Consider the following 15,262-nt stretch of genomic DNA (forward strand, 5'->3'; position numbering starts at 1 on the left):
TGTACGTACAGGTGAGGTGGCGGTTTCAGCGCTCTACGGCGCGGACGCTGACCGAGGAGGAGGACGGCGTCGCCGTCACCCAGACCTCGGTGCCGTGTCCCAAGGGGCCTTCGGCGGTGGCCGCGTACTTCACCGGCTGCCCGGCCAGCCGGAGCAGGACCTCGCCGTAGCCGGTCGCCGGAATCGCGGTGACCACGGTGCCGGTCGAGCCGACGAGGTCGTCGTGGTGCGGGGCGATCCCGGTGCCGCCCCGCACCAGGGCGCGGCCGAGCCGGTACGCCGCCCAGCCCGCGCCGGCCCCGGTGACGGAGCCTGCGACGGTCGCGACCCCCGGCCCGAGGCCCGTGGCGCCGAGCACGATCGCCCCCGTGAAACCGAGCATCGACACGAAGCCCGCGACCACGGGAAGCGACAGCCAGCCGTCGAACAGGCCGCCGAGCGCCCCGTCGAAGACCCCTTCCAGCACCCCGTCGAAGACAAGGGAGAAGGCCAGCAGGGCGATCCCCGTGATGCCGAGACCAAGAAACAAGCTCATGAGCGCCTCCCCGCCCGGAGTGCGTTCGCGCCGGACAACGGCATGGTGTCAGCCGAGAAGGACGCAGCACATTGCCAACCTTCGGCAATCTTTACGCTTCTTTAACGCATACCGGCGGCAGGTCGGGAGCCGCTCGGGGACTCGGGGCGAGGGCGCGGTCAGCCGTCCTCGGGGTCCGGCCAGGCCAGCAGCCGGGCGCCGATCACCGCGGTCTGGAGCGTGTAGCGGTTCAGCGGGTCCGCCGGGTCGGCCCCGGTCAGCGTGTGGATGCGCTCCAGCCGGTAGGTGAGCGCCCGCGGGCTGAGCGAGAGGCGCCGGGCCGCCTCCGTCGAGACGCAGCCGCTGTCGAAGAACGCGGTGAGGGTGTCGAGCAGCGGCCGGGCGCCGCCCCGGGCCGCGCGCAGCGGCCCCAGGACGCTCTCGACGAGATCGGCCATGGCCTGCCGGTCGCGGGTGAGCACCGGGAAGACGAGCAGGTCGACCGCGTGCAGCACCGGTCCGTCGAGGCCCATCCGCAGGGCGAGGTCGAGCGCGTTCAGCGCCTCTTGGTAGGAGTGGACGACCCCGCCCGGGCCGGGGTGCGTGCGGCCGATCGCGACCCGGCCGCCGTGGGTGGCCGTGTGCGCCCGCTCGGCGAAGTGGGCCAGGACGTCCGGCTGGTCCCCCGGGGCCACGCAGATCAGCCGGCCGTCCTTCGTGGTCAGCAGGATCTGCCGGCCCGGGAAGCGGGCCAGGACCGCGGACTCGATGCCGCGGGCCACCGGGTAGCCGTCGCCGTACGGCTCCGGACCCGCCGCCACGGCGACGGCGTGGGACTGCGACAGGCGCAGCCCGAAGCGCTCGGCGCGCTCCGCCAGCCGGCCCAGGTCGCTGCCGCCGTAGAGCAGGTCGTCGATGAACTCCCTGCGGGCCGCCTCCTGTTGGCGCACGGCCTGGTGCTGGGCGCGTTCGTACCCTTCGACGAAGGCGTCCACGGCCTGCTCGACGGCCGCCAGGAGCGGGCCGGACGCGGGGAGGGGGCGCACGGCCTGGGCCGCGGCCAGGTGCGCGCGTATGAGACCGCGCAGCGGGATCCCGTCCTCCGCCGCGCGCTCCCCCTCCGCCCGGCGCGACTCCAGTTCGCCGCGGGTCAGGCGGCGGCCCGTCGCGCACGCGTCCGCCAACGATGCCGCGTACCCGGCGAGGTGACGCTCCGCTCCCTGCGGCTCTGCCACGGCCCTCCTCCGACTTCCCCCGACTTCCCCCGACGTGCTCCGACCTCGACGCGCCCGCTATTCCCAGTCGTCCCAGGGATCCATCTCGTCCAGGTCGGCCGGCGGCTCGTCGTCGTCCGAGGGCGGTGCGTCGGCGTCGAAGGCCGACCGCGCGGCCGGCGGCGCGGCGGCGGGAACGGCAGGGGCAGGGGCAGCGGTGGGATCGGGAGCGGTCGGCCCGGTGGCGGCGCACTGCGCGAGGGTGTCGAGGACACCCTCGGCGTACTTGGTGAGCTTCGCCTCGCCGATGCCGCCGATCGTGCCCAACTCCTCGGCGGAGCTGGGCAGTCGGGTCGCGATCTCGCGCAGCGTCGCGTCGTGGAAGACGACGTACGCCGGTACGCCCTGCTCGCGCGCCGTCGCGGCCCGCCAGCTGCGCAGGGCCAGGAAGACCGGCTCGGCGGCCGCGGGCAGGTCGACCGGTACGCGCGCGCCCTTGGCGGAGCGGGACCCGGACTCCTTGCGGGCCGCGGCGGCGACCACCTTCTCCTTGCGCATCGGGACGGTGCGGCGCCCGCCCAGCACCTCACCGCTGTCCGGCGAGAGCACGAGCGTCCCGTACTCGCCCTCCACCGACAGCAGCCGCGCCGCCAGCAGCTGGCGCACGACCCCGCGCCATTCCGCGGTGCTCAGGTCCGCCCCGATGCCGAACACCGAGAGGGCGTCGTGGTCGAACTGGATGACCTTGGCCGTCTTCTTGCCCTGCAGGATGTCGATGATCTGGCCGGCGCCGAACTTCTGGCGGCGCTCCTTCGCCAGCCGCCACACCGTGGACAGCAGCTTCTGCGCCGCGACCGTCCCGTCCCAGGACTCGGCGGGCGTCAGGCAGGTGTCGCAGTTGCCGCACGCCTCGCCCGACTGCCCGAAGTACGCCAGCAGCCGCGTGCGACGGCACTCGACCGTCTCGCACAGCGCCAGCATGGCGTCCAGGTGCATGCCCAGGGAGCGGCGCCGGGCGTCGTCGCCCTCGGAGCCCTCGATGAGCTTGCGCTGCTGGACCACGTCCTGCAGGCCGTACGCCAGCCATGCCGTGGCGGGCTCGCCGTCGCGCCCGGCGCGGCCGGTCTCCTGGTAGTAGCCCTCGACCGACTTCGGCAGGTCGAGGTGGGCCACGAAGCGCACGTCCGGCTTGTCGATGCCCATGCCGAAGGCGATGGTGGCGACCACCACGATGCCGTCCTCCCGCAGGAACCGCGACTGGTTCGCCGCCCGGGCCCGGGCGTCCATGCCGGCGTGGTAGGCCACGGCGTCGATGCCCTGCTCCACAAGGAACGCCGCGGTCTTCTCCACGGAGGCCCGCGAGAGGCAGTAGACGACCCCGGCGTCCCCGTCGTGCTCGCTCCGGATCAGCTCCAGCAGCTGCTTCTGCGGGTTGTTCTTCGGGGCGATGCGGTACTGGATGTTCGGCCGGTCGAAGCTGGCGACGAAGTGCCGGGCGTCCTCCAGGCCGAGCCGCGTCACGATCTCGGCGTGCGTGGCCGCGGTCGCCGTCGCGGTCAGCGCCACCCGCGGCACCTTGGGCCAGCGCTCGTGCAGCATGGACAGCGCGAGGTAGTCGGGCCGGAAGTCGTGGCCCCACTGGGCGACGCAGTGCGCCTCGTCGATCGCGAAGAGCGAGACCTTGCCCCGGTCCAGCAGTCGCTGCGTGCCCTCGGTGCGCAGCCGCTCGGGGGCCAGGTAGAGCAGGTCCAGCTCGTCGGCGAGGAAGGCCCGCTCGACGGCCTGGCGCTCCTCGAAGTCCTGGGTGGAGTTCAGGAATCCGGCCCGCACCCCGAGCGCGGTGAGCGCGTTGACCTGGTCCTGCATCAGCGCGATGAGCGGGGAGATCACCACGCCCGTGCCCTCTCTGACGAGCGCCGGGATCTGGTAGCAGAGCGACTTGCCGCCGCCGGTCGGCATCAGGACGAGGGCGTCACCGCCGCCGACGACCTGCTCGATGATCTCCTGTTGCGCACCGCGGAAAGAGCTGTATCCGAAGACGCGGTGCAGTACCTGCAGAGCATCGGAGATCTCGGGGGAAGCGTCCGGAAGGGCCATCCGTGAAGCCTAGCGGCACCCGCGGACACCCGGCTCCGCCCGCCCGAACCTGTGGACAACCTCGTCCGCGGCCCCTCAGGTGGTCGGCTCAGGTGGTCAGCTCCCGCGGGTCCAGCGGGATCCGCCACAGGTTGCGGCGGTGGACGGATTCCAGCTCCGCCTGGAGCGGGGAGGGCGGCACCGCGAGGACCGCGCAGGGGGCGTGGGCCAGGCAGTAGCGGGACACCGAGGGCCGCAGGAACCGGCGCAGCGGGGCGCGCGAGCCCGTGCCCACCACGAGGAGGTCCTCCGGGCCGCGCGCGGTGTCCACGAGGGCCGCGCCCGGTGTCCCCCGGACCGCGACGCCGGCCAGCGGGACCCCCGGCGGCGCGGCGCCGAAGGCGGTGTCGAGCACCTCGCGCAGCCGCTCGACGGCCGCGGTCCGGCAGGCCGCCAGGACCTGCGTGGTCCCCTGGCCGCGGCCGGCGAGGTCACCGCCCGGCGACTGCCAGGCTAGGACGACCCACAGCTCGGCGCCGCGCACGCGGGCCTCCGCGACGGCCCGGTGCAACGCCGCCAGGCTCCCCGGGGTTCCCGTCGCCCCGACCACGACTCTCCGCACGGCCTCGTTCCTCTCCCTCGTCCGCTGCTGCGTCCACCCGTCCCATGGAAGGGCCCGGGCAGGGGGCGGGGGCGGTCGCTGACGCCTTCCTGACGCGGTGGCCCGTAATCCGTACGGGTCCCTGATGCGGGCGGGCCCGGGCCGTCAGTGACCCGTCAGGACCCGGCCGCTCACCGTATGGGTCGCGTCATGAGGGGAGACGGGACGCACGGACGCGGGGATAGCTTCGAAGCCTCGTCCGGGCCGCCTCCCCGCGGCCCGGACGTGAACCGTCGTTCGTGCGAGGCCGGGAGGGCCCCATGTGTGGAATCCAGTACGCCGACGATCCCGAGCCCGAGGAACAGGTCCCGGCCCGGCCCCTGTACGTACCCGCCCGGCCGGGAGGGTCGCACCTGGTGGTGCGGCTGTTCCGCACCCCGCTCGGCACGCGCACCGCCGTCGGCTTCACCAGCGCCGACCGGCTGGCCGCCACGCTCGGCGCGTCCCAGCCCTGGATCCGGCTCTCCGAGAGCGCGCTGCGGTCGATGGCCGAACCGCTGGGCGCGTCCCTGCTGACGCTCGACCCGACGCTCACCGCCGCCCCGGTGGCGGCCGCCCCGGCGGGCGGCGATGCGGCGGCCGGGGAGCGGCGACCGGATCCGGCACCCAGGACGCCGGCGGCTCCGCAGGCGCCCGAGACCACGGCCCGGACCGCCTGAGAGGAGTCGTTCCATGACCATCACCGTCCTCCCCGAGATACCGACCGGCGCCGACGAGCTGTCCGTCTGGCCCGCCTCCACGACCCCGCTCCCCCACGGCGGCCTGGCCGTCGGCGGGGTGCCGCTCGGCGAGATCGCCGACCGGTTCGACACCCCGGCGTACGTACTGGACGAGGGCGAGGTGCGCGGGCGCTGCCGTACCTACCGGGACGCCTTCCCCGACGCCGACGTGCTGTACGCCGCCAAGGCCTTCCTCTCCCGCGCGATGGTGCGCTGGGTGTCCGAGGAGGGGCTGGGCCTGGACGTGTGCTCCGCCGGGGAGCTGGAACTCGCCGTCACCGCAGGCTTCCCGGCCGAGCGGATCGTGCTGCACGGCAACGCCAAGGCGCCCCGCGACCTGGAGGCGGCGCTGCGGCTCGGCGTGGGGCGGATCGTCATCGACGGTCCGTCCGAGATCGCCCGGATCGCGGCGGCCGTCGGCCCCGAGGGGCGCCAGAAGGTCATGGTGCGGGTGGTGCCGGGCGTCTCCGCGGGCGGCCACGACAAGATCCGTACCGGTACGGACGACCAGAAGTTCGGCCTGTCCCTCACCGACGGCGGCGCGCAGCACGCCATCGCCCGGATCCTCGGCCAGCCACAGCTCGAACTGACCGGTCTGCACTGCCACATCGGCTCGCAGATCTCCGACGTGAAGCCCTACCTGGTGGCGCTGCGCCGCATGGTGGGCCTGATGGCCCGCGTCCGGGACGCGCACGGGGTGGTGCTGCCCGAGCTGGACATGGGCGGCGGACACGCCGTCGCCTACCGGCCGGGCGATCCCGCCCTGGACCTCACCGCGCTCGCCCGCAGGATGCGCGCGGAGCTCGTGGCGGGCTGCGCGGCCGCGGGCCTGGCCGTGCCGCGCCTCGCCGTCGAGCCGGGGCGGGCCGTCGTCGGACCGGCCGGGGTGGTCCTCTACCGGGTGCTCGCGGTCAAGCGCACGGGCGCCACGGTGTTCGTCGCCGTCGACGGGGGCATGAGCGACAACCCGCGGCCCGCCCTGTACGGGGTGCGCTACGCGCCCCGACTGATCGGCCGGACGGCGACGGCGCCGCCGTGCACGGCGACCGTCGTCGGCCGCCACTGCGAAGCCGGGGACGTGCTCGCGGCCGACGTGCAACTGCCGGGGGACGTCCACCCCGGCGACCTGCTCGCCGTGCCGGTGGCGGGCGCGTACCAACTGTCGATGGCCTCCGGCTACAACCTCGTCGGCCGTCCCGCGGTCATCGGGGTGCACGGGGGCACCGCCCGGCTCCTCGTCCGGCGCGAGACGCTGGACGACTTCCGCAAGCGGGACGTCGGCGCTTAGGAGGTGTCAGGTGGATCAGGGGCCGGCGGAGAAAGGGGTGGCCGGGGCGGTGCTGGCCACCGTGACCACGGCCGCGCGCCGGTGGTCCGTCCACTCCAGGAGCCGTACGTCCGCCCGCTCCCGGCCCGCCTTGAAGAGGGCCTCCCGGCGCACCCACAGCCGCAACAGCTCCGGGCCGGGGTCGGGCAGGGCCGCGGCCCGTCGCAGCTCGGCCGCGGGCAGCAGCCGGCCCCACACCGACAGCGGGCCCGGGCGGCGCGTCGCGGGTTCCACGTCGATGCCGACCGCGCCCGGACCGACGGCGGCCGCGACCAGCCCGTCCGCGTGGCTCAGGCTGACGCCGACATCGGGGCGGCCGGGCAGGTACGGGCGACCGTGCCCCGATCGCGCGCACTCGGCGCAGTACTGGGCCGGGGCCGATGCCCGCGGCGCGAGCCCGGTGAACCGGGCGATGCACAGGCGCACCAGCAGTCGGGCCGCCAAGACGTCGTCGCGGCGGGCCGGCACCCGGATGGGGGCCAGCCGACGCCGTTCCCACGCCGCCAACATGCCCTCGTGCAGATCCGGGTGGGCCAGCACCTCACCGGTGGTGGCCACGACGGCCACGGTCGTGCGGTCGTCCCGGGCCATGCGGTCGGTCAGCCGGCCGAGGCGGCGGCGTCGGCCAGTGCGGCGCCGCTCAGGAAGCGCTCCCGGACGCGGGCGAGCGTACGGAAGTCGTCGATGGTGACCTGCTGGAGGTCGATGGCGGCGTCGGAGATCTCCTCCAGCAGGTCGATGAACTCCAGGAAGTCCATCGAGTCGATGAGACGGGCCTCGATGAGGTCCTCGTCGGCCTCGATCTCGCCCTGGAGACCGGGGTTCTTCTCGTGCAGCCACGCGGTGATGCGTTCCATGGGACGGGGGTTCTCCTTGCTGGTCACGGTGGGTGGTCGGCGGCGGGGCCGCTCAGGCGCGGGAGTCGCGCAGTCGGTCCAGCGCCCGCTCGGGGGTGCCGTGGGCGAGGACCATCGCGTGCACCCAGCGCTCGACGCCGAAGGCGACGCAGCCGCTGTACGCCGGTCCGTGCGAGCCCGCGCGGATGTCGAGCCGCTCGCCGAAGAAGTTGCGGTGCCGGTTCACGGAAGCGATGGCGGTGCCGTCGGGTGCGCTGAACTCGTGCTTGACCGGGTCCAGCGCCATCAGCCGGGCCCGGGAGCCGCCCTTGTCGTAGAAGGGGTCGTCGGCCACGGCCCGGGTCAGCTCCAGCCCGAGGCTCGCTGCCAGTTCCTGGATGAACTCGGCGCCCTGCTCCAGGTGTTCCACTGCACCCGACTTCGTACCGAGGTACAGGACCTCGCGCATGTGGAAGCCCCACAGGCGGCGCAACCCGTCGTAGTGGGTCTCGTTGCGGAAGCAACGGCCGGTCGCGGAGAGCCGCAGCCCGTCCTCGCCGACGTCCCGACCTTCCAGGGAGAGCAGCAGGCCGTAGCAGGTGGCGGACGGCAACAGGTGGCCGGTCGGCCGCAGGGGGAGCTCGCCGGGCGCTTCGCCGGCCGCCAGCCCGTCGAAGGCCTCTGGGGCGAAGCGCCCGGCGGAGACGCCGAGGTGGGGGAAGTTGCGGAAGTAATCGAGTCGGGCCAGGCCCTCGGCGGCGAGCAGCGGCGGCCCCATCACCTCGGGGGCGGCGAGCCGTGCGGCCAGCCCGGTGAGCAGCTCGTCCAGACCGCGCAGCAGGGCGGTGTGGACCGGGTCCAGCGTGATCAGCCCCGGACCGGGGTTCTTCAGACCGCCGTCCGGCAAGGCGGTGATGCTGGGTGTGCTCATGAGATCCGCTCCCTCTGGGCGTGGATGAACAGTCGTCAAGGGTGTTGGCCGGATGGGCGAAACGAGAGGTGGTGGCGGCGCGTCCGCATCGGTGCGAACGGCCGTGCACACGGCCGCCGTTGACCTCGGCGCAGCGAGGAAGGCGGCTGACGCTCCGTCAAGGACAGGAGCTGCGTTACCAGGACCCTAAGCCAGCCACTCGGGCATTGTCTAGACCAAAGTCGTCATACCGGCGATCATCGTCGGCAGGGGCGTTTCGGGACCGAAAGTATCGCAATCAGCATATTGAGACGCCCCTTGACAGCGGCTATGGTCTAAACCAATCCTGCTGGACATGACGACACCTGCCCCCGACAGTCGCCCCCGCCGTCCCCGCCCCAAGCTGCATCGAGCGCCCTCGGACCGCCCCTATTTCAGCGCGGACGGCGAGTCCTACCTGGCCCAGACCACCTTGCGGGAGCTGACCAAGTCGCGACCACTGCGGGTGCTGTCCGAAGCGGACTTCGCCCACTGGCAGACCTACGGCTACGTCATCGTCCGCGAGGCGATACCGGCCCCGCAGGCGCGCCGCCTGCTCGACTTCACCTGGGAGTTCCAGGGACTCGACCCGGACCGGCCGGACACCTGGCACGAGGACCGCCCCTTCCGTTCCGAGTTGGACCAGCAACTGCACGTCTACGGCTTCGTGGAGGCCTACCACCACCAGCTGCTCTGGGACAGCCGCCAGTCCCAGCGGGTGTACGACGCCTTCGTCGACGTCTGGGACTGCGAGGAGCTGTGGGTCACCCTGGACCGGCTCAACCTCAACCCGCCCAACGTCAAGAACCGCGACCGCGCGCTGATCGACCCCACCGACCGGGGCTTCGACATCGAGCTGCACTGGGACATCGACACCACACTCGGCGTACCCCCGCAGCGCGTACAGGGCATCATCGCCCTCAACGACACCAGCGCCGAGCTGGGCGGATTCCAGTGCAACCCGGAACTGTTCCGGCAGTTCGAGGAATGGAAGGTCGACCAGCCGGCCGAGCGCGACCCGCTGCGCCCCGACGTGGACCGCACCGATTTCCCCGTCGTACGGCCCGAACTGCACCCCGGCGACCTGCTGATCTGGAACGGTCTCCTCGCCCACGGCGTCGCGCGCAACACCTCGAAGGACGGGGCGCGGGCGGTCCAGTACCTGTCGATGATGCCCGCGCTGGAGGAGCACGAGCGGCTGCGCCGCTCCCGCGTCGACTCCTGGCGCCACCTGCGCACCCCGCGCTGGAACCGCACCCTGGTCGGCGACCCGGTGCGGCACGAGTCCGAGCGCTACCCCACGGCCACCTTGAATCCGCTCGGCAGCCGCCTCCTCGGGCTCACGTCGTGGACGGACGCCGACGCCGACGCCGACGCCGAGACGGTCGCCGACGCCGACGCGGTCGTCGGGCAGAGCGAGGAGTCCTCGTGCGCCGCGTCTGCCTGACCCTTCCCACCAACCGCGCCTGCACCGAGGCCATCGCGTCGATCGGCGCGGAAGCCGCCCACGGCGCACGCCACTTCGGCGTCGAGGTGCACCTGCTGATCCTGGACTCCTCCGACGCCGCGGTGCTCGCCGAGCACCGCGAGGCCGTGCGGGCGCTGCCCGCGGCGCCCGGCGTGGTCGTCCACCACCTCGACGAGGACGCGCAGCAGGACTTCCTGCGCCGGGCGATCGCCCGCTCCGGCGTCGCCGAGGCGGACCGGGTGCTCGACCTGATGCTGCCGTCCGGCGTGTCCTACGGCGCCTGCACCAACCGGGCCTTCCTGATCGCGGAGGCCCTGGGCTGCGCGTCGGTGCACCGCCGGGACTCCGACAGCCGCTACCAGTACCTCGACGGGGAACCGGTCTTCCCCCTGCACCACGAACTGACCTCCCTGGGCCGGCCCGCCTCCGAGGTGGCGGGGCTGATGTCCCGGAGCAGGCTGACCCCCGGCGCCGCGGACCGGCCGGTGGCCATGGTCGGCGCCTCCTTCGTCGGCGAGATGTCCGTGGACGTGGCCGACATCCAACGGCTCGACCCCGCGGTCTACGACGACGTCATCGGCCTGTCGGTACCGGCCGGGCTGGCGGAGATCTGGCGCAAGAACCTGATCGCGCAGTCCTTCCGCGGCGCCGGGACCACCCCCTTCACCACCGACCACACCACGCTCACCCACGTCAGCCCGATGCGCGTGGACATGTGCAACATCGCCCTCGACCGCGCGGTCTACGGCCGGGTGCCCCTGCCGCCCGCCAGGGACACCATCGGCAGTGACTACTTCCTCATCCACCTGGTCGACGACGCACGGCTCCCGGGCGTCCTGCACAACCGGCACATCGTCAACTACCACACCGACGAACGCCGCGGCGATGCCGGATTCCTCGCCTACCAGGAGCGGTTCGCGAAGTACCTGCTGTCCACCGGCTACCTGAACGCCGTGTACGCCCGGATGGCGGCGACCGCGGACGCTCTCCTCGACGCCGCGGGCCTGGTCCGCGCGTCCGCCGTCGCCGGGTTCGTGCGCGAGAGCACGCTGGCGGACGCGGTCCGCACGGAGAACGCCGAGCGGCTCGACGTCCTCGACCGCTCCTACCGCAAGCTGGGCGGCCGCTACGAGGCCGTCGCGGACGCGCTCGCCGCCCGCCGCGACGGGCTGCTGGACGAAGCCCGCGCGGACATGCGGGAGTTCGCGCTCCTCATCGACGCGTGGGAGCCCCTGGTCCGGGCGTGCGCGGCCGAGGCCCTCGCACCCGTCGACCGGCCGGCGGGGGTCCGTACGAGCACGGTCACCGTCGCGTACGCGGGCGGCGCGGAGCGCCGGGGTCCCGTCACCATGGGGCAGGCGAACATGATCCGCTGCATCCTGCGGGACGACCCGGCGCACATCAACATCCACGACGTGTGGCCGGTGCCCGAGGGGACCGCCCTGGACGCGGCGCTCGACGCGCTGCGCGCGATGGTCGTACGGCACGAGGCGCTGCGCACCACCTTCCCGGCCACCCCGCACGGCGCGCCGGCCGAACAAGTGGTTTCCCCCGAGGGCGAGTTCACGGTCACCGTGCTCGACCACGAGGAACTCCCCGCCCAACCGGCGCGGTACGCCGAATCGCTGGCCCGCCGGGCCCGCGCCGAACGCTACGCCCTGGACCGGGACTTCCCGCTGCGGATCTCCCTCGTCGCCGAGCGCGGCGCGCCGGCCTTCGTGGCCCTGGTGTCCAGCCACGCCGTGGCGGACGGCAGCGCCCTCGCCGTCCTGCGGGAGGAGTGGCTCGCCGTACTGGCCGGCGGGGCGCTGGAGCCCGTGACGGCCTTCACCCCGCTCGACCTCGCCGCCGAGGAGGCCACCCCGACGGGGCTGCGCAAGTCCGAGGCCAGCCTGCGCTATTGGGAGGAGATCCTGCGCACCGGGCCCCAGGCCATGTTCGCGGAGCCGCGCGCCGAGGGCGTCGACGTACGCATGTCCCAGCTCACCCTCCGGTCCCCGCGCGGCGCGCGGGCGCTGGCCCGCGTGGTGGAGCGCACCGGCAGCCTCCCTTCGACCGTGCTGCTCACGGCGTGGTGCGCGCTCATCGCCCACCGCGCGGGTCAGCGCACCTGCGTCGCGGCGGTGCCGACCTCCAACCGGTTCCTGCCCCGGCTGGCCCGCTCGGTGAACACCGTGTCCCAGGACGCGCTGCTCTCGCTCGACGTCACGGCGCCGTCCTTCGACGCGCTCCTGCGCAAGGCCTGGGGGGCGGCCCTCAACGCCTACCGGCACAGCCGGTTCGACTCGGTCCGCCTGTGGGAGATGATCGGCCGGGTCACCGCCGAGCGCGGCAGCCACTTCGCGCGCGACGTGGTCTTCAACGACGTGAGCAATCTGCCGTCCACGTCGGCGTCCGCCGCCGCCGCCGAGGGCGGGAGCGAGGGGGACGACGCGGCGGAGCCGGAGCTCAGCTGGGGCCCGGAGCAGGTGCTCCCGACCCGGGTGCTGGCCTTCGCCCACCAGACGGACCCCGTGCTCCACATCGCGATGTGGGCCGACCCCGGGCTCTTCGACGGGGACGAGGCGGAGGGCTTCCTCACCGGTCTCGTACGGCTGCTGGAGGCGGCCGCGACCGATGACGTGCCGCTCGCGGCGCTCACCGAGGTGACGGGGGTCCGCTCCGTCGAACGCGGCCCGGAATGGGAGCTGGTGGACGGCTCCTGGGTCTCGCCGCTCGCCGTGGCGCGGGCGCTGGGCGAGGCCCTGGGCGGCCTCCCCGTGCACGTCGTCCCGGGCGGCGCGGACACCTCGGACACCGCGGACGCCCCCGGAGCGCCCGACCCGGGCCTCACCGCGTTCATCGCCTCCGGCGGCGAGCCGCTGACGCCGGCGACGGCGCACGCCGCGCTGATGGACGTGCTCCCGGGCCGTCCGGGGGTCCTGGCGCCCCACCGCTACGTGATCGTGAAGGACCCGCCGGCGCGGGCCGACCTGAGCGGAGCGTGGCTCCAGCAGCAGATCCTCACGGAAGGGAACGGCCGGGAACGGCGGATGTCACATGACGATGGATGAGGTAACCGTCCGGCCGGAGCGGGTCCCGCTCCCCAGCCCCTGGCGGTCGAGCCGCTTCCGCCTGTTCTTCACGGCCCGCAGCACCTCGCTGTTGGCCGACGGCATGCTGATGGTGTCGCTCACGACCGCCGTGCTGGCCGCGGGGTACGGGGCGAGCGGCGTGGGCTACGCGCTGGCCGCGTGGATGGCCCCGATCGTGCTGCTGGTGCTCTTCGGCGGCGTACTGGCCGACAAGTTCACCCCACAGGTGATGATGGTCGGCGCCGACGTGGTGCGGATGCTGGCCATGCTCGCCCTCGCGGCGCTGCTGGCCGGGGGCCACGTACGGCTGTGGCAGGTGATGGCGCTGCTGGCGCTCAGCGGCGCGGCGACCGCCATGTTCCAGCCCGGCCTGGCGAGCCTGGTCCCCCAGGTCGCCGAGGACATCCAGCGGGCCAACGCGCTGCTGCGGATCTCCGAGGCGATCTGCACGCTGCTCGGCCCCGGTGTGGCCGGTCTCCTCGTGGCCTACTGGGACGTGTCGGGATCCTTCGTGGTCATCGCCGCCTTCTACGCGCTCAGTGCGCTCGGACTGACGCCGTTGCGCAAGCTCGGCACCGCCCGGGACGAGAGCGACGAGCCGATGTCGCGCAGGCTGGTCACGGGGTGGCACGAGTTCCGATCGCGGTCCTGGCTCTGGGGGGTCATCGCCGTCTGGGCCGTCTACGGGCTCTTCGTATTCGGCCCGGCGCTGCCGCTCGGCGCGGCCCTGCTCACCGAACAGCACGGGGCGAGCGGCTACGGCTGGATCGCCTCCGCGGACGGCGCCGGGACGATCATCGGCGGCCTGCTCGGGATGCGGGTGCGGCCCGCCCGACCGCTGGTCGCGGGGGCCTGTGCCATGTTCTTCTTCTCCCTGAACCCGCTCGCACCCGCCCTGGGTTGGTCCTTCACCGCCACGGCGCTCACCGGCGTGCTGGCCGGCTGCGGGTTCGCCTTCTGGGGCGTCATGTGGGCGACCAGCGTGCAGTCGCACATCCCGTTGGCCGTGCTCAGCCGGGTCTCGGCCTACGACGTGGCCGGATCCATCATGGTCCTCCCGCTGGGCCGGGCGCTGGCGGGCCCGGCCGCCGAATCCTTCGGCGCCGACCGCGTGCTGCTCTTCTCCTCGGTCGTGGGCATCGTCTGCATCGCGGTGATGCTGTCCGTACCCGCGATCCGCGCCCTCGGCCGGGCACCGGAGCCCGACGTGCGGTGACCGGGGCGGCAGCTGCCGTCGGACCCCTCCCCCGCCTTCACCAGGGAGGGGGCTGACGGTTTCCCGCCACGCCGATCATGGCCCGAATCCTTCGAACGGGACCCGAATGCGGGCTTCCCGATCTACGCTCACGCCATGTCTCTGCGTCGCGCGTTACACGTATTCATGGTCCTCGCCGTGGCCCTGACCGGACTGGCCGGGGGCGCCACCGGCGTCGCCTGGGCCGACGGGAACAGCTCGTCCGGCGGCCGTCAACTGCTCTTCTACAACCACGCCTACGGGGTCCTGGACCGCGAGACGGCGGATGCGATCGAACACTCCACCTACCTGCCGCGGTTCGCGAACTTCCAGGTCCGCACCACGACCGGCGCGAACGGGGAGAAGTGGACCGGCCGGTACCTGATGGGCCGCGAGACCTACCTCGAACTCTTCGGGGTCGGTGACGTCGCCGGCCAGGACGGCGTCCTCGGCGCCGGCGGGATGGGGCTCTCGGTGGAGCGCGCCGGTGACCTCGCCACGGTGACCGGGCGGCTGCCCGGCCAGGGCGTCCCGAACCCCATCTCCTTCCGCCAGACCCGCGACTTCGGCGACGGCGTCCCGGTGCCGTGGTTCGACGCCGTCTTCACCTCCGAGCAGTACGACGGCTTCGGCGCCTGGGGCATGGAGTACCGGCCCGAGTACTTCGCCGACCCGCGCGGCAAGACCGAACCGGCGAGCCATGCCGGTGACGTCGGCCGCGAGCGGTACCTCTCCGACGACTACCGCGACCACCTGATGCGGGACGTGACCTCCATCCGCCTCGGGATCACCGCCCGCGACCTCGCCAACACCGTGCCGCTGCTGCGCGCCGGCGGGTTCGCCGTCCGGGAGCTGCCCGGCGGCTCCGTCGTGGCCGAGGGCGGTGGCACCACCATCCGCCTGGACTCCGTGGCCCGTGAGGACGCCGGGCTGCGCCGGGTGGAGATGTCCCTCGACCACCCGGTGGCCCGCCACGAGGAGCGCCTCGGCCGCTCGACCCTCGTGGTCGGCCCGGGCGCCCGCGCCGTGTGGACCTTCGGCGACGCCCGCTGACGTCCGACGCTGAGGTGGGGGGGGGCGCCCCCCGCGGGGGGGGGGCCCGCCGCCAGCGCGGCCCCCGCACCCGGGCGAAGGGGGGGGGGGGGGGGGTGGGAGACGGCCCCCAGGTGTTTAGAACACTAGACTAATGG

The 15,262-nt window shown here is 73.6% G+C and carries 13 protein-coding genes; 6 read left to right on the forward strand and 7 right to left on the reverse strand.

The genetic code is table 11. The annotated features are described in order from the left end of the window. Nucleotides 1-25: 25 nt before the first annotated feature. The 4 genes from ACIBEA_RS07500 to ACIBEA_RS07515 all read right to left on the reverse strand — a co-directional run bounded on the left by ACIBEA_RS07500 (nt 26) and on the right by ACIBEA_RS07515 (nt 4,426). Nucleotides 26-535: a hypothetical protein gene (locus ACIBEA_RS07500; RefSeq protein WP_399258864.1), complete on the reverse strand. Its 510-nt coding sequence runs from the start codon at nt 533-535 to the stop codon at nt 26-28. Between the two features lie 158 nt (nt 536-693). Beyond that, nucleotides 694-1,749, reverse strand: coding sequence for a PucR family transcriptional regulator (locus tag ACIBEA_RS07505; protein ID WP_399258865.1), 1,056 nt, complete (start codon nt 1,747-1,749; stop codon nt 694-696). A gap of 57 nt (nt 1,750-1,806) precedes the next feature. Then, a complete protein-coding gene (gene recQ, locus ACIBEA_RS07510; RefSeq protein WP_399258866.1) occupies nt 1,807-3,825 on the reverse strand; it encodes a DNA helicase RecQ in 2,019 nt (672 codons plus the stop codon). Between the two features lie 88 nt (nt 3,826-3,913). Beyond that, the gene (locus tag ACIBEA_RS07515; RefSeq protein ID WP_399258867.1) at nt 3,914-4,426 is read right to left on the reverse strand and encodes a universal stress protein; all 513 of its coding nucleotides are present in this window, start codon (nt 4,424-4,426) and stop codon (nt 3,914-3,916) included. Between the two features lie 299 nt (nt 4,427-4,725). Between ACIBEA_RS07515 and ACIBEA_RS07520 the strand changes: the two genes are divergently transcribed. After that, entirely contained in the window at nt 4,726-5,124 is a 399-nt protein-coding gene (locus tag ACIBEA_RS07520; RefSeq protein ID WP_399258868.1) for an SAV_915 family protein, read from the forward strand. 13 nt (nt 5,125-5,137) lie between these two features. Then, nucleotides 5,138-6,472: a diaminopimelate decarboxylase gene (gene lysA / locus ACIBEA_RS07525; RefSeq protein ID WP_399258869.1), complete on the forward strand. Its 1,335-nt coding sequence runs from the start codon at nt 5,138-5,140 to the stop codon at nt 6,470-6,472. 15 nt (nt 6,473-6,487) lie between these two features. On the opposite strand, the gene ACIBEA_RS07530 is transcribed toward lysA, so the two are convergent. Genes ACIBEA_RS07530 through ACIBEA_RS07540 form a run of 3 tightly spaced genes read right to left on the reverse strand, consistent with a single transcriptional unit; the run spans nt 6,488 to nt 8,278 of the window. Beyond that, entirely contained in the window at nt 6,488-7,102 is a 615-nt protein-coding gene (locus tag ACIBEA_RS07530) for a 4'-phosphopantetheinyl transferase family protein (protein ID WP_399258870.1), read from the reverse strand. A gap of 8 nt (nt 7,103-7,110) precedes the next feature. After that, nucleotides 7,111-7,368, reverse strand: a complete 258-nt coding sequence (locus ACIBEA_RS07535) for an acyl carrier protein (RefSeq protein ID WP_399258871.1) — start codon at nt 7,366-7,368, stop codon at nt 7,111-7,113. Between the two features lie 52 nt (nt 7,369-7,420). Continuing rightward, entirely contained in the window at nt 7,421-8,278 is an 858-nt protein-coding gene (locus tag ACIBEA_RS07540) for an aminoacyl--tRNA ligase-related protein (protein ID WP_399258872.1), read from the reverse strand. Between the two features lie 334 nt (nt 8,279-8,612). Between ACIBEA_RS07540 and ACIBEA_RS07545 the strand changes: the two genes are divergently transcribed. The 4 genes from ACIBEA_RS07545 to ACIBEA_RS07560 all read left to right on the forward strand — a co-directional run bounded on the left by ACIBEA_RS07545 (nt 8,613) and on the right by ACIBEA_RS07560 (nt 15,125). After that, on the forward strand, nt 8,613-9,743 hold the full coding sequence (locus tag ACIBEA_RS07545) for a phytanoyl-CoA dioxygenase family protein (RefSeq protein ID WP_399258873.1): 1,131 nt from the start codon (nt 8,613-8,615) through the stop codon (nt 9,741-9,743). Next, nucleotides 9,725-12,817: a DUF6271 family protein gene (locus ACIBEA_RS07550; RefSeq protein ID WP_399258874.1), complete on the forward strand. Its 3,093-nt coding sequence runs from the start codon at nt 9,725-9,727 to the stop codon at nt 12,815-12,817. Before ACIBEA_RS07545 ends, ACIBEA_RS07550 begins: the two co-directional genes overlap by 19 nt. Continuing rightward, on the forward strand, nt 12,804-14,054 hold the full coding sequence (locus tag ACIBEA_RS07555; protein ID WP_399258876.1) for an MFS transporter: 1,251 nt from the start codon (nt 12,804-12,806) through the stop codon (nt 14,052-14,054). Before ACIBEA_RS07550 ends, ACIBEA_RS07555 begins: the two co-directional genes overlap by 14 nt. 135 nt (nt 14,055-14,189) lie before the next feature. Then, on the forward strand, nt 14,190-15,125 hold the full coding sequence (locus tag ACIBEA_RS07560) for a DUF5829 family protein (protein ID WP_399258877.1): 936 nt from the start codon (nt 14,190-14,192) through the stop codon (nt 15,123-15,125). Nucleotides 15,126-15,262: the final 137 nt, after the last annotated feature.

The sequence above is a fragment of the Streptomyces sp. NPDC051555 genome (assembly GCF_044454405.1).
Classification (GTDB): Bacteria; Actinomycetota; Actinomycetes; order Streptomycetales; family Streptomycetaceae; genus Streptomyces.

Excerpts from the sequence above, each read along its gene's own strand:
- ACIBEA_RS07500 (WP_399258864.1), bottom strand. The coding sequence starts at position 535 with ATGAGCTTGTTTCTTGGTCTCGGCATCACGGGGATCGCCCTGCTGGCC.
- recQ (WP_399258866.1), bottom strand. The coding sequence starts at position 3,825 with ATGGCCCTTCCGGACGCTTCCCCCGAGATCTCCGATGCTCTGCAGGTA.
- ACIBEA_RS07520 (WP_399258868.1), top strand. The coding sequence starts at position 4,726 with ATGTGTGGAATCCAGTACGCCGACGATCCCGAGCCCGAGGAACAGGTC.
- lysA (WP_399258869.1), top strand. The coding sequence starts at position 5,138 with ATGACCATCACCGTCCTCCCCGAGATACCGACCGGCGCCGACGAGCTG.
- ACIBEA_RS07530 (WP_399258870.1), bottom strand. The coding sequence starts at position 7,102 with ATGGCCCGGGACGACCGCACGACCGTGGCCGTCGTGGCCACCACCGGT.
- ACIBEA_RS07535 (WP_399258871.1), bottom strand. The coding sequence starts at position 7,368 with ATGGAACGCATCACCGCGTGGCTGCACGAGAAGAACCCCGGTCTCCAG.
- ACIBEA_RS07540 (WP_399258872.1), bottom strand. The coding sequence starts at position 8,278 with ATGAGCACACCCAGCATCACCGCCTTGCCGGACGGCGGTCTGAAGAAC.
- ACIBEA_RS07545 (WP_399258873.1), top strand. The coding sequence starts at position 8,613 with ATGACGACACCTGCCCCCGACAGTCGCCCCCGCCGTCCCCGCCCCAAG.
- ACIBEA_RS07555 (WP_399258876.1), top strand. The coding sequence starts at position 12,804 with ATGACGATGGATGAGGTAACCGTCCGGCCGGAGCGGGTCCCGCTCCCC.
- ACIBEA_RS07560 (WP_399258877.1), top strand. The coding sequence starts at position 14,190 with ATGTCTCTGCGTCGCGCGTTACACGTATTCATGGTCCTCGCCGTGGCC.